General features: G+C 63.3%; 17 protein-coding genes. 9 read left to right on the plus strand and 8 right to left on the minus strand.

All coding sequences use genetic code 11. From position 1 onward, the window contains the following. From lptD to rsmA, 4 genes are all read left to right on the plus strand, one after another. Window positions 1-647 (plus strand): LPS assembly protein LptD (lptD, locus tag ACN0X9_RS14940; protein WP_417488366.1); only part of this gene is annotated, 647 nt, incomplete at its 5' end. An 86-nt stretch (window positions 648-733) separates the two neighbouring features. Then, complete coding sequence (locus ACN0X9_RS14945; protein ID WP_417488367.1) at window positions 734-2,002, plus strand: peptidylprolyl isomerase; 1,269 nt, start codon at window positions 734-736, stop codon at window positions 2,000-2,002. Further along, the gene (gene pdxA / locus ACN0X9_RS14950) at window positions 2,002-3,024 is read left to right on the plus strand and encodes a 4-hydroxythreonine-4-phosphate dehydrogenase PdxA (RefSeq protein ID WP_417488368.1); all 1,023 of its coding nucleotides are present in this window, start codon (window positions 2,002-2,004) and stop codon (window positions 3,022-3,024) included. The genes ACN0X9_RS14945 and pdxA overlap by 1 nt, the downstream gene beginning before the upstream one ends. Continuing rightward, on the plus strand, window positions 3,021-3,890 hold the full coding sequence (gene rsmA, locus ACN0X9_RS14955) for a 16S rRNA (adenine(1518)-N(6)/adenine(1519)-N(6))-dimethyltransferase RsmA (RefSeq protein WP_417488369.1): 870 nt from the start codon (window positions 3,021-3,023) through the stop codon (window positions 3,888-3,890). The genes pdxA and rsmA overlap by 4 nt, the downstream gene beginning before the upstream one ends. A gap of 3 nt (window positions 3,891-3,893) precedes the next feature. Here rsmA and gmk read toward each other — a convergent pair whose 3' ends face one another. The 8 genes from gmk to fabD all read right to left on the minus strand — a co-directional run bounded on the left by gmk (window position 3,894) and on the right by fabD (window position 10,187). Next, on the minus strand, window positions 3,894-4,550 hold the full coding sequence (gene gmk, locus ACN0X9_RS14960) for a guanylate kinase (RefSeq protein ID WP_417488370.1): 657 nt from the start codon (window positions 4,548-4,550) through the stop codon (window positions 3,894-3,896). Continuing rightward, window positions 4,540-5,421 carry a YicC/YloC family endoribonuclease gene (locus tag ACN0X9_RS14965; protein WP_417488371.1) on the minus strand — a complete coding sequence of 294 codons (882 nt, stop codon included), beginning with the start codon at window positions 5,419-5,421 and terminating at the stop codon, window positions 4,540-4,542. Before ACN0X9_RS14965 ends, gmk begins: the two co-directional genes overlap by 11 nt. A gap of 1 nt (window position 5,422) precedes the next feature. Continuing rightward, on the minus strand, window positions 5,423-6,469 hold the full coding sequence (gene mltG, locus ACN0X9_RS14970) for an endolytic transglycosylase MltG (RefSeq protein ID WP_417488372.1): 1,047 nt from the start codon (window positions 6,467-6,469) through the stop codon (window positions 5,423-5,425). A gap of 21 nt (window positions 6,470-6,490) precedes the next feature. After that, window positions 6,491-7,774 carry a beta-ketoacyl-ACP synthase II gene (gene fabF, locus ACN0X9_RS14975; RefSeq protein ID WP_417488373.1) on the minus strand — a complete coding sequence of 428 codons (1,284 nt, stop codon included), beginning with the start codon at window positions 7,772-7,774 and terminating at the stop codon, window positions 6,491-6,493. Between the two features lie 9 nt (window positions 7,775-7,783). Further along, on the minus strand, window positions 7,784-8,020 hold the full coding sequence (locus ACN0X9_RS14980; RefSeq protein WP_121212052.1) for an acyl carrier protein: 237 nt from the start codon (window positions 8,018-8,020) through the stop codon (window positions 7,784-7,786). 158 nt (window positions 8,021-8,178) lie between these two features. Beyond that, a complete protein-coding gene (gene fabG / locus ACN0X9_RS14985; RefSeq protein ID WP_417488374.1) occupies window positions 8,179-8,916 on the minus strand; it encodes a 3-oxoacyl-[acyl-carrier-protein] reductase in 738 nt (245 codons plus the stop codon). An 18-nt stretch (window positions 8,917-8,934) separates the two neighbouring features. Beyond that, window positions 8,935-9,156, minus strand: coding sequence for a hypothetical protein (locus tag ACN0X9_RS14990; protein ID WP_417488375.1), 222 nt, complete (start codon window positions 9,154-9,156; stop codon window positions 8,935-8,937). Between the two features lie 74 nt (window positions 9,157-9,230). Further along, a complete protein-coding gene (gene fabD, locus ACN0X9_RS14995; protein ID WP_417488376.1) occupies window positions 9,231-10,187 on the minus strand; it encodes an ACP S-malonyltransferase in 957 nt (318 codons plus the stop codon). Between the two features lie 86 nt (window positions 10,188-10,273). Between fabD and ACN0X9_RS15000 the strand changes: the two genes are divergently transcribed. The 5 genes from ACN0X9_RS15000 to ACN0X9_RS15020 form a co-directional block, all read left to right on the plus strand. Then, entirely contained in the window at window positions 10,274-11,287 is a 1,014-nt protein-coding gene (locus ACN0X9_RS15000; protein ID WP_417488377.1) for a hypothetical protein, read from the plus strand. Between the two features lie 182 nt (window positions 11,288-11,469). Beyond that, entirely contained in the window at window positions 11,470-11,823 is a 354-nt protein-coding gene (gene rpsF, locus ACN0X9_RS15005; protein ID WP_011643152.1) for a 30S ribosomal protein S6, read from the plus strand. A gap of 11 nt (window positions 11,824-11,834) precedes the next feature. Further along, window positions 11,835-12,089, plus strand: a complete 255-nt coding sequence (gene rpsR, locus ACN0X9_RS15010) for a 30S ribosomal protein S18 (RefSeq protein WP_011643151.1) — start codon at window positions 11,835-11,837, stop codon at window positions 12,087-12,089. 12 nt (window positions 12,090-12,101) lie between these two features. Further along, window positions 12,102-12,731 (plus strand): 50S ribosomal protein L9, encoded by a 630-nt coding sequence (gene rplI / locus ACN0X9_RS15015; RefSeq protein ID WP_417488378.1) that lies wholly within the window; start codon window positions 12,102-12,104, stop codon window positions 12,729-12,731. Window positions 12,732-12,914: 183 nt separating this feature from the next. Continuing rightward, window positions 12,915-13,469 (plus strand): DnaB-like helicase N-terminal domain-containing protein (locus ACN0X9_RS15020; protein WP_417488379.1); only part of this gene is annotated, 555 nt, incomplete at its 3' end.

Here is a 13,469-nt window from a genome sequence, read left to right on the forward strand (position 1 = left end):
GCCTCGCCATCGATCTGGACGAAAGCCTTCTGTTCCAGCCCGTTCGCGCACCCGGATATGATCTGTGGGAAGAAGGCACTCGGGTCAGCTATGGTTTCCGGACAACCGCGATGTGGGGCCAGGACGGACTGGCACGACTGTTTGTCGGCCAGAGCGAACGCCTGGACGGAACCGCCATCTTCAATCCGGCGAGCGGGCTGACGGACGACACCTCAGACTATGTCGTCGCCGGCGAGATCGACCTGGCCGGATTTACCGCCGAGGTCCAGGCCCGTCTTGACCCGGAAACGTATGACACCAACCGCCTCGATGTCTCGCTCGGCTATTCCGGCGACCGGGTTTCCGGCAATCTGCGTTATCTCGACATCAGTGATGACTCCAGCACCCGCAATGGCGCCCAACGCGAATTGCGGGGCGATTTCGTGGTCGCACTGACCGACAACTGGAGTGCGATCGGCGCCGTGATGCGTGACCTGGATCGCGAAATCACCCGTCGTCAGGAGATCGGCCTGCGCTATGGCGATGACTGTTCACAGTTCGACATCGTCTACCAGCGCGAGGATCTCGGGATTTCGGAACTGGGCCCGTCGGAGTCCATTCAGTTCCGCATCACCCTGTTCACATTGGGCAGTTTCGGACCCGATTGATTCCAGTACCGAGCGAACAGTGTCCCGCGATTGCGCCGGGGCCGAGTTTGAGTAATGTTCCGCCCCGAACCAACATGCGAATGCTGATGACCTGCGCCAAACGAATTGTCCTTTCCCTGCTTGCCTGCGTCGCCACGCTGAGCGCCGCCAGCGCATACGCGCAAACGACCGAGGGCGTTGCCGCCCTCGTCAATGACGAGCCGATCACGACTGTGGATGTGCGCAATCGCATGCGTCTCATCATTGCTTCGACCGGCATGTCACAGATTGACGAAGGGACGCTGAGCCGTATCCAGGACCAAGCCATGCGGGGCCTGGTCGACGAGCATCTCCAGCTGCAGGCCGCCTCGGAATACGACATTGAAGTTTCGGACGCTGAAATCAGCAATTCCCTGCTTGATCTCGCCGACCGCAACAACACCACGATCGACGTCATCATCCAGGACCTGCAGAATTCCGGCGTCGATATCTCGACCTTGCGCCACCAGCTCGAGGCGGAGATCGCCTGGCAGGTCATCGTCAATGGCCGCTATGGCTCTCGCATCCGGATTTCCGAACAACAGATCGAGCTCGCGCTGGAACGGCTGGCCGCCAGCGCCTCCCAGCCACAATTCCGCATTTTCGAAATGCTGTTCGAAGTGCCGGGACCGGGCCGCGAGGAACAGACGATCCAACGCGTGATCACCGTGATGAACCAGCTCCAGCAGGGAGCAACCTTCCCCGAGCTGGCCCGCCAGTTCTCTGACGCTCCCTCGGCCGCAAACGGCGGCGATATCGGCTGGATCACGGCGTCCCAACTGCAGCCCGAGGTCGCTGGCATCATGCCGCAGATGCGGGTGCAGTACGATCAAAGCGGTGGCCGCGGCGCGCTGTCCAACCCGATCGAGGTGCCGGGCGGCTTCATGGTCATCGCCCTGGTTGGAGCCCGCGACGGCACGACCACGCTTCAGTATGACCTTGTCCAGATCACCGTGCCGACCAGCGCGCTGACTGACTCCACTGCCAGCACCTTTACGGCCGAGCTGGACAGCAACCCGTCCTGCAGCCAGGCGGAAGCGGTCGCCAGTCGCATTCCCGGCGCGATCTACACGCCGCTGGGCAGTATTTCGGCGGAAGCCGTCCTGCCCGCCATCCGCGACGCCTTGCAGCCGCTGGATGAAGGCGAGAACACCGGTGTCCTTCAATCCGGCGTCGGCCTGCAGGCCCTGATCGTCTGCGACCGTGCCATCGCCGGCCCGGGTGTCCCGACCCGCGATGATCTGGAAAGCCAGCTGCGCGGCCAGCAATTGTCCCTGCTGTCACGGCGCTGGCTGCGGGATCTGCGTCGCGACTCGACGGTCGAGATCCGCGACTGATGCCGCATCTGTCACCCGTCGCCGTGTCGATGGGTGATCCGGCCGGTATCGGCCCCGAGATCATCCTGAAGGCGTGGAATATCTGGCACCGTCGCGAAGGCGTGCCGCCATTGATCGCGCTGGGTGATATCGACGCCTTCACAGCGACCGCCCAGGCGCTCGGCCTGCCCTCACCTTGCCCCCTGCCCACCCCGACCGGCGAAGCCGCAGAGGCGCTCGACGGCCTGCCGGTCTTCGATGTCGGCATCAAGCTTGCCAGCCCGGTCCGGACCGGCCAGCCCGACCCCGCCAATGCGGCCTGTATCAAGGCGGTGATCGAGACCGGTGTGCGCCTGTGCCTCGACGGGCAGGTCAGTGCGCTGGTGACCGCGCCCATCGCCAAGGCCGTCATGTATGAGGCCGGCTTCGCCTTTCCCGGTCACACGGAGTTCCTCGCCGAGCTGTGCGCTCAGACGCCTGTCGACGGGCCGAGCGGGCCGGCGATGATGCTGTCCGGCGGCGGACTGCGCGTTGTCCTCGTCACGATCCACGAGCCGCTCGCGCGGGCCCTGTCGCTGATCACACCGCAGCGGGTCGAAGCAATCGCCCGGCTGGCGGATGCCGCCCTGCGCCGGGATTTCGGTCTGGCCAGACCACGTCTGGCCCTGGCCGGCCTTAATCCCCACGCCGGTGAAGGTGGCGCCCTGGGTCAGGAGGAGATCGATATTCTCGATCCGCTCGCGGCGCGCCTGAGGGCTGACGGCATCAACATCACCGACGCCCAACCGCCCGATACCCTGTTCCATGCCGATGCCCGGGCCGGTTATGATGCGGCCATCTGCCTCTATCATGACCAGGGCCTGATCCCGGTGAAAACCCTCGACTTCCATGGCGGCGTCAACATCACGCTGGGCCTGCCCATCGTGCGGACCTCGCCCGATCACGGCACCGCCTTCAACATCGCGGGACAGGGCGTGGCCCGGCCCGACAGCTTGCTGGCCGCGCTGGATCAGGCCGTGAAGATCGCGGAGTGCCGGGCATGAGCCTCGACCAGCTTCCGCCGCTGCGCGATGTCATCGCCAGCCATGATCTGGGCGCCAAGAAGTCGTTCGGGCAGCACTTCCTGCTCGACCTCAACCTGACTGCCAAGATCGCCCGCCTCGCCGGCGACATGAGCCGCGACCAAGCGATCGAAGTCGGTCCGGGTCCGGGCGGCCTCACCCGTGCCATCCTCGCAGAGGGCGCGGCCTCTCTCCTCGCCGTCGAAATGGATTCCCGCTTTCTGGGTGCTCTGGACGAGATCAACACGGCCTCCGGCGGACGGCTGGCCGTCGAACAGGGCGATGCCCTCGAAGTGGACGAAACCGCGCTCCTGACCGACCCCGGAGACAAGGTCATCCTGTCCAACCTGCCCTATAATGTCGGCACGCAATTGCTGATCAAATGGCTGCAGGCCGAGCCGATCTGGTGGCGCCGAGCCGTGCTGATGTTTCAGCGCGAGGTCGCCGACCGCGTCGTCGCCCAGCCCGGCGACAAGGCCTATGGCCGCCTCGCCGTGATTTCGCAATCTCGCTGCCAGGTCCATCTGGCCCTGAAAATCCCGGCCCGCGCCTTCACCCCGCCTCCCAAGGTAGAATCGGCGGTGGTCGTACTCGACCCTCTGCCGCAAGCGCAGCAGTTCAAGGACGTCGTCGCGCTGGAGCGGATCACCGCGTCAGCCTTCGGCCAGCGCCGCAAGACGCTGCGCCGCAGCCTCGCCCAGGCTGCCGGTCAGGCCGGTACCAGCGCCGACGCGCTGCTGGAGGAAGCAGGATTGTATGCCGGGGATCGGGCCGAAGTGATCGACATTGCCGGCTTCCAGTCGCTGGCCCGGGCCTGGCGCGCCGCCTATGAAGCCGGCCGCGCCTGACGCCTACTGATCCATGATGGCGTCGACGAATTCTTCCAGCCACGGGTGACGCAGCCGCTTGAGGCGTTCGGCGTGGAGGATCTCGTTGAGTTTCTCGAGCGCCCGGGCGAAATCATCATTGACGATGACATAGTCGTATTCGTGCCAGTGCGAGATCTCGTCCTTGGCGCGGGCCATGCGGTCCTTGATGATATCGGGCGTATCCTGACCGCGTTTGCGCAGGCGATCTTCCAGCAGGGCCAGTGACGGCGGCAAGATGAAGACCCGCACGGCATCGTCCGGCGCCGCTGCAGCCAGCGCCTGGGCGCCCTGCCAGTCGATATCGAAGACGACGTCGCGCCCGTCCTCGACGGCTTCCATGACCGGCGTTTTCGGCGTGCCGTAATAGCGACCGAAGACCTCGGCCCATTCGAAGAACTCGTCGTCCTCGATCTTCTGTTTGAACGCCTCGACCGAGATGAAGTGATAATCCTGGCCATCGACCTCACCCGGGCGCGGCTTGCGCGTGGTGGCAGAGACCGACAGGACGACGTCGGGGTTCTGGCTCAGCAGGCGCTTGGACAGCGTCGTCTTGCCAGCGCCGGACGGGCTGGACAGGGCCAGCAGCACACCGCGGCGACGGCCACGGAAGATCGGGGCGGGGTAGCCATCACTCGACATTCTGGATCTGCTCCCTGAACTGATCGACCGTATTCTTGAGCGAAAGCCCGATCGCGGTCAGCGAAGAATCGGAGGACTTCGAGCATAGAGTGTTCGCTTCGCGATTAAACTCCTGTGACAGGAAGTCCAGCTTGCGGCCCACAGGTGAACCGGCCGAGAGCAGGTCACGTGCAGAGGTGATATGGGCCAGCAGACGGTCCAGCTCCTCGCGCACATCCATCTTCATCGCCAGCATCGCCGCTTCGGTCGCCAACCGGTCTTCCGGCAGCCCCTCGGGCAGGAGTTCGGCGAACTTGGCCGCCAGCCGGTCGCGGATCGCATCGGTGCGGGTCGACGCGTGACCGGCAGCCTGGTCGGTGAGGCGGCTGATCTCGTCGACATGTCCGGAAAGCACGTCCGCAAGGGCAGCCCCTTCATCCCGGCGTGCGGCCTGCAGCCCGTCCAGCGTCTCGCCCAGACTGGCTAGCAGGGCCTTGTCGAGCATTGCCGTGTCGGAATTGCTATCGGCCTGGTCGGTATCGAGCATGCCCGGCAGAGCCAACATGCCGTCCAGCGACGGGCGCCCGACCTCGCCGCTCTCCAACAGCGGGGCGGCCTGGTCGAGCAGGGTGCGCAGACGCGCCATGTCGATCCTGACCGAACCGGTTTCGCTTTCCCGACGCAGGTTCAGCGTGGCGTTGACATTGCCGCGCGCAAACCGGGCCTTGGCCAATTCACGGGCCTTCAGCTCCAGCCGCTCAAAGCCGTTGGGCAGGCGAAAGCGCGCTTCCAGCCCCTTGCCATTGACGCTGCGCGCCTCCCAGGTCCAGGCCCAGCCCGGAGCCTGGCCGTCGACACGGGCAAAGCCGGTCATGCCTGAGAGCACACCCATCTCAATTGCCCCCATTGCGGCGCTGGCGCTCGACCCGGCGCCAGACCGCGACATTGCGCTGGTGCTGGGCATAGGTATCGGCAAAAGCGTGTCCCCCGGACCCGTCAGCGACGAAGAAGAGCGCTGTGCTCTCGGCCGGATTGAGGACGGCGGCAATCGATTCCGCGCCGGGATTGGCGATCGGCGTCGGCGGCAGTCGCGGGATCTGGTAGGTGTTCCAGGCGTTCTCGGTATTGTCGATTTCCGAGCGACGCAGGCCGCGGCCCAGCGGGCGCCCCTGGCTGATGCCGTAGATGATGGTCGGGTCACTCTCCAGGCGCATGCCGCGGCGCAGGCGATTGACGAAGACGGCGGCGACCTCGGGACGTTCCGACGCGACGCCGGTCTCCTTCTCGACCACCGAAGCCAGGATAATGGCCTCCTCGCGGCTGGTCACAGGCAGGTTTTCGGCGCGGGCGTCCCACAAGCGGTCCAGAAGCTCGGTCTGGGCAGCGGCCATGCGGTCCAGGACTTCCTGGCGCGAGGTGCCACGGGTGACCAGATAGGTCTCGGGCAACAGCGTCCCCTCGGCGGGAATGTCGGTGATCTCGCCGGTCAGAACGTCAGCGGCGTTCAGCGTTTCGACGATCATGGCGCTGGTCAGGCCTTCCGCGAAGGTGACCGGATATTGCACCGTCTGGCCGACGCGAAGTTGTTCATAAATCTGGGCCATCGAGGCCTGGGCCGGAATGCGGTACTCACCGGCCCGCAGCACACCCTCACCGCCATCCAGCGTCACGGCAGCGCGAAAGATGCGGCGGTCACTGATCAGGCCGGCATTTTCCAGCTGGTTGGCTATCGAGATCAGACCGGCACCGCGTGGCAGCAGGATGATCGTCTCTTCGGCCGCCGGTCCCGGCGCGGCGAATTCGGCCTGCATCCACTTGTAGCCGCCATAGAGCGTGCCGGCGGCTGCCAGGGCGAGCACAACCAGGGCAATGATCAAGCCGATGAAAATACGGACCAGGCCGGACTTGGCCTTGGCCTTGGGCGCGGGCGCGTCGCTCATGATGGTGTCCCCGAAAACGCTTTACTCGGCCGCGACAAATACCACGGACGCATTGGTGCCGCCGAATCCGAATGAATTCGACAGGGCGGCGCGGACCGGACGCCTGACGGCCGTGTGCGGCGCCAGATTGATCGCGGTCTCGACCGATGGATTGTCCAGATTGAGTGTCGGCGGGCAGACACCGTCGCGGATCGCCAATATCGAGAAAATCGCCTCGACCGCCCCGGCCGCCCCCAGAAGATGGCCAACCGCCGATTTGGTCGAGGACATCACGACATCGCCGGCGGCCTCGCCGAACAGGCGTTCGACGGCGCGCAGCTCGATCTCGTCACCCTTGGGTGTCGAGGTGCCGTGGGCATTCACATAATCAATATCCGCCGGTGCCAGGCCGGCATCCTTGAGCGCCGCCGACATCGACCGAAAACCACCATCACCGTCCTCGGCGGGCGCCGTGATGTGGTAGGCATCGCCGGACAGGCCATAGCCCTTCACTTCGGCATAGATGGTCGCGCCGCGCGCTTTCGCGCGCTCATAATCTTCCAGCACGACCACTCCGGCCCCCTCGCCCATGACGAAACCGTCGCGGTCGGTGTCATAGGGGCGCGAGGCCTTTTCGGGCGTCTCGTTGAAGCCTGTCGACAGGGCCTTGCAGGCGATGAAGGAGGCAATACCCAGACGGCAGACGGTCGCTTCGGCGCCGCCGGCGACCATCAGGTCGGCATCACCGCGGGCGACCATGCGGGCCGCATCGCCAATGGCGTGGGCACCGGTCGAACAGGCCGTCACCACAGCGTGGTTGGGACCTTTCAGGCCGTGCTTGATCGACACCTGGCCGGAAGCGAGGTTGATGAGCATGCCCGGAATGACAAAGGGAGAGAGGCGTCGAGGCCCCTTCTCATGCAGCAGGACCGAGGCTTCATAGGTGGTTTCGAGCCCACCAATACCCGATCCGATCATCACGCCGGCACGATGCCGCTCCTCCTCGGAGGCGGGCTCCCACCCTGAGTCCGCAATCGCCTCGTCGGCGGCTGCGATCCCGTACAGGATGAAATCATCGATCCGGCGCTGATCGCGGACGCTCATGACGCTGTCGGGGTCGAACACCCCGGCCTCGCCTGCCCGTCCACCGCCGCGTCCGTCCTTGCGTGGGACCAGCCCGGCCACACGGCAGGACAGGTCCAAGGTCTCGAAATGCTCGATGGACCCCAGACCGGACTGGCCGGCGAGAAGTCGTTCCCAAACGACTTCCCGCCCGCAGCCCAGCGGCGTTACGAGCCCGATACCGGTGACGACAACGCGGCGCATGAGGGGGTGTTAGCCCACCTTCTCGGAGATGAACTTCACGGCGTCACCGACCGTCTGGATGTGCTCGGCGGCGTCATCCGGAATTTCGATGTCGAATTCTTCTTCGAACGCCATAACGAGTTCGACATTATCCAGGGAGTCGGCGCCCAGATCGTCGATGAAGCTGGCTTTGTCGGTGACCTTTTCGGCCTCGACATCAAGATGCTCAATGACAATTTTGGTAACGCGCTCGAGAACGTCAGACATTTCAGACCCTCATAGTGATTCACCGCGCCAATATAGCGGTGCAGGACAGGACGGGAAGCGGCGAAACAGTCGCCATTCCCAAGATGCGCGGGCAGTTAGCATGTTTCCTCCGGCAAGACCAGAAGTCGCGGCGCTGCCCGCAGGTTCAGGTTCTACAGTTAAATCATCGCCATGCCGCCATTGACGTGCAGCGTCTGGCCGGTGACGTAACCGGCTTCTGCACTGGCGAGATAGACAACAGCATTGGCGATATCATCGCCGCTGCCCAGGTCCCCGGCCGGGATCTTGGCCAGGATCGTGGAACGTTGGTCCTCATTGAGGACGTCGGTCATCGGCGAGGCAATGAAGCCCGGCGCGACGCAGTTGACGGTGACGCCGCGCGCCGCAACTTCCTGGGCCAGCGACTTGGAAAAGCCGATCATGCCGGCCTTGGAGGCGCAGTAATTGGTCTGGCCCGGATTGCCGGTCACGCCGACCACCGAGGTGATGCCGACAATGCGGCCCCACCGCGCCTTCATCATGCCGCGGAGGGCAGCACGGGTCAGACGGAAATAGCTTTCCAGATTGACCTTGATGACCGTGTCCCAGTCCTCATCCTTCATCCGCATCAGGAGCTGATCCTTGGTGATGCCGGCATTGGCGACCAGGATATCCAGCGAGCCCATCGCTTCGACAGCCTGCTTGGGCAAGGCATCGACGGCAGCAGCGCCAGACAGGTTGCACGGCAGGACATGGGCGCGCTCGCCCAGATCATCGGCCAGCTCCTGCAGCACGTTTTCGCGCGTGCCGGACAGGGCGACCGTGGCACCCTGGGCGTGAAGCTTGCGTGCAATCGCATTGCCAAGCCCGCCGGTCGCACCGGTCACGAGGGCATTCTTGCCAGTCAGATCGAACATGGTGAGTCCTTCGTCAGATTACCGAATTTGCTCGGCGATAAACAGGAAGCCGAGAGCGATGAGGAGAGCCCCAAACTGAAGGCCAGTCATCCCCGAAATGCGAAATTTCAAAATGAGTTTTGCAAAAACCAACCAAACGGCATTGGCAATCACCCCCAGAAACAAAAGCCAATAAGCCGGTGTTGCCTGAAAGGCCGATAAAGAGAAACCAGCCAGACAGGCAACGCCAAACCAACCCATGCCCCGTCCCACGCGCTGGTACGTGGACGACCCAACAGAGACAGACTCCGAGGCTTGTTCCGGGAGAGCCACCGTTACCCGACCTCCGCCTTGAGGCTGGCCGCAAAGGCTTCCATCTCCGCCGCAGCATTCAGCGGCACGCCGGTCGCATCCTTGGTCGTCCGCTTGAGCATGGTCGAGAGCACCTTGCCCGAACCGGCTTCGGCGAGCGTGGTAATGCCGGCCTCCTCGACCATCCACAACACGCTTTCGCGCCAGCGGACGCGGCCGGTGACCTGCTCGACCAGCTGTTTGCGGATCGTTTCGACGTCGCTCGTCGGACGGGCGGTGACATTGGCGACGACCGGTACCGACGGCGCGTTGATGGTTGCGGCAGCGAGCGCTTCGGCCATGGCATCGGCGGCGGCTTGCATCATCGGGCAATGGAAGGGCGCGGAGACCGGCAGCTTCATCGCCTTTTTCAGGCCCAGCTCGCCGGCCTTGGCGATGGCCGCCTCGATGGCGGCGGTGGAGCCGGAGATCACGATCTGGCCGGGCGCATTGTCATTGGCAATCGCGCACACGCCGGCGGTGGCACCGGCAGAAACAGCGGCGGCGGCCAGGTCTTCATCAGCGCCCAGAAGCGCCGCCATGGTGCCCTCACCGACCGGCACAGCTTTTTGCATGGCCAGACCGCGCAGCTTGAGCAGTTTGGCGGCGTCGGTGATCGACAGGGCGCCGGCGGCGGCGAGAGCCGAATACTCACCAAGACTGTGCCCGGCGACGAATTCGGCCGCGTTGACGTCTACGTCAAACTCGGCCTTGAGGACTGCCATCACAGCCAGGCTAGACGCCATCAGCGCCGGCTGGGCATTCTCTGTCAGGGTTAGCGTTTCGATGGGGCCATCGGCCATCAGGCCGCTGAGATTCTGGTCCAGCGCCGCGTCGATCTCGTCAAGCACAGCCCGGGCACTGGCGAACTCGCCGGCCAGTTCCTGCGCCATGCCGACAGCCTGGCTGCCCTGTCCCGGAAAGACAAAAGCGAATTTCATGGCGATCCCTCCCCCATGAAGATTTGAGTTGATGGCTGACTAGCCCCTGTCATGGTCCGCGCGCAACCTCCATGCCCAGACCCACAATGATTTTGCTTGCCCGGCTCATTGCGCATGTGCGAGCACAATATCGGCTGGCAGCTTTGGAAGATGGGGGCAAGTTGACCAAAACAACAAACACAATCCGGCTGGTTTTGGTGGGCGCTGTGTATCCGGGCGCGCCATTGAGCTTTTTGGGCGCCCTCATTTCCGCAACATCCATACTTTCGCTAACGCTCACAAGTGCGGGCCTTCAGCTTCGCGCCCCGTTTAGCGTCGCGCTCGATCAGTATGGCGAATATCTGGCGACCGCATTGACGATCCTGACGGTTCCGCTCGACGGTGTATTCCAACTAACGGCCCGTCTCGGGCTTAGCGACTGGCTGCCAGTTGATAGCTATATCCATTTGCTGCCAGTGCCGTTGTTATACATGACGAGAAGCGTTTCTTCTGTGTTCGTGTTTGCTGGGAAACGAGCTTTCGGATTCACAGAGAATGCACGCCCAGCCCTTCTTGAGGATCCTGTCCAAAATTGGTGGTTTGCAGCAATTTTCCGCGCGTTTGCTGTCGTCCTGAGCCTGCCTCCAATAATTGCGGCAAGTACTTTGCTATCCACTTCGGAAACGACAATACCGATGTTTGCCTTGGCTATTGGCGCTCCATTGGGAACACTTCTGATTTATGCGGTCCTCAGCGGGTTTGGAAACGCGATCCTTCTGCCGGGCGTGGAACGGCTGGATTACGGCTCAACCGGCTTCTTACCATCGCTCCTGGGTCATCTGCGAGCGCTTGCCGTTCGCCTGCCCACTGTCGGTGTTCTTGCAATTCTACTATCAGCCATCTTGAGCCAAACTGACCTGCCCGCTCAACCTGTGTTGGTTTTGCTCTCAACGCTGCTTTTCAACGCTGTTTATATGTTGATCGTTGAGTTCCGCCGGTTCAGCCCCACTGACCTGTCATTCTCCGGCCTGACAATGCCTCTCTCGGTGTTGTGTGCATTCTTCTGGGCGGCTGTGGCGATTGCCCTTGTTGTCGCGTTGGGCCTGACCGTTCCGGCTTAGGCGTCACGGTGTCACAATGCTTGCACATGCAGGCTGTTTCCGGTAATGCCCGCGCTTCGCTTGGTTGCGGTCCTTGTTTCAGACCGTCGGAACGTGGTGTTCCGGCAGGAGCAAGGAGCCGCCGCAGACCTGCCCGACCCTTCGGCAGGCATGCGCCGCAACCGTTATCGAAGGGAGCCTTCATGGCACTTTACGAGCACATCTTCATCGTGCGCCCGGACGTTTCTCCGGCGCAGATGGAATCTCTTCTCGAAGAGACCAAAGCCCTGATCGAAGAAAAGGGCGGCAAGACCGGCAAGATCGAGTACTGGGGTCTTCGCAACCTGTCCTACCGCATCAACAAGTCGCGCAAGGGTCATTACGGCCTGATCGACATTGACGCGGAAGCTGACGTCATCAACGAACTCGAGCGCCTGCAGCGCCTGTCGGAAGACGTCATCCGTCACATGACGCTGCGCGTTGAAGCCCACACCGAAGAGCCGTCGGCCATCCTCACCAAAAAGGATGATCGCCGCGGTCGTCGCGAGCGGAACTAGGAGAACGAACGATGTCATCAGGCAATATTTCAAACCTGCCCGCGCGCCGTCCGTTCATGCGTCGCCGCAAGGTCTGCCCGTTCTCCGGTGAAAATGCACCGGCGATCGATTTCAAGGACCCCAAGCTCCTGCTTCGCTACATGTCCGAGCGTGGCAAGATCGTCCCGTCCCGCATCACCGCGGTCTCGGCCAAGAAGCAGCGTGAACTGGCCCGTGCCATCAAGCGTGCGCGTCAGCTGGCCCTGCTCCCCTATGTGGTCGATTAAGGAGAACTGACGATGAAACTGGTTCTCTTGGAACGTGTTGAAAATCTCGGCGTCATCGGTGACGTCGTGTCCGTGCGCCCCGGCTTCGCCCGCAACTTCCTTCTGCCGCAAGGCAAGGCACTGCGCGCAACCGAAGCCAACATGGCGCGCTTTGAAGTCGAGCGTGAGCTCCTCGAAAAGCGCAATGCCGAACGGGCTGCGGAAGCTGCTGAATCCGGCAAGACGATCGATGGCGAAAGCTTCATCATGATCCGTCAGGCCGGCGAAAGCGGTCAGCTCTACGGTTCTGTCACCTCGCGTGACATCGCCGAGATCGTGTCGGAAAGCGGCACCAAGGTCGTCCGCTCGCAGATCGCGCTCAACGCGCCGATCAAGACGCTCGGCCTGCATGAGCTGAAGATCAAGCTGCACGCCGACGTGTCGGTGACCGTGACGATCAACATCGCGCGGTCGGAAGACGAAGCCGAACGCCAGGCCGCTGGTGAAGACGTGATCGCAGCCCAGGCTGACGAAGATCGCGCCATCGCCGACGCCCAGGCCGCCGAGCTCTTCGAAGCCAGCGAGGAAGGCCAGGAACTGGCTGCCCAGCGCGAAGCGACCGAAGACGCCGGTGCAGACGAAAGCGAAGAGACCGAAGCGTAAGCGACTGTCACTTCAAACGTTTGAGGGAAGCGGGCCGGTCAACAGACCGGCCCGTTTTCTTTTGCGACCAAGCCGCCGACTTATCCACAACTGTCCACAGGCCGGGTAAAGAGCTGTGGGCAATCGAGGCGCCGCCCCTCTCAGGGGGTGTATCGCCGCGCCGCCTTCTGTATCCCAATGGGCATGACCACTGCACTCCTGCCCTACGAAGCCGAGACCGATGTCGCCGAGCTGGACTCGGCGCCGCACAATCTGGATGCCGAACAGGCCTTCCTGGGCGCCCTGCTCTACGACAACGAGATGTTCCACCGTGTCGCCGACTGGCTGAAGGCGGAGCATTTCTATGACCCGGTCCATGGGCGCATCTTCGAGACCGCGACCGACCTGATCGGCCGTGGCTCGCTGGCCGACGCGGTCGTGCTCAAGACCCATTTCGACCGCGATGACGGTCTCAAGGATATTGGCGGCACGACCTATCTCGCCGTGCTGATGGAAGGCGCCGCGACCGGCAATGCCGCCGTCGAATACGCCCGCATCATCTATGAGCTGGCCTTGCGCCGCGAGCTGATTCGCATCGGCCATGACCTCGCCAATGCAGCCAGCGCCGACGCCGAGACCCATGCCCGCGACCTGATCCAGGGCATCGAGCAGAAACTCTTCAACCTCGCCGAAGCGGGTTCCTCCTCGCGCGGCTTTGTCACTTTCAAGCAGGCGTTGACCGAGTCGGGGGCCTCAGCC

The organism is Maricaulis sp. (genome assembly GCF_048268525.1).
Lineage (GTDB): Bacteria > Pseudomonadota > Alphaproteobacteria > Caulobacterales > Maricaulaceae > Maricaulis.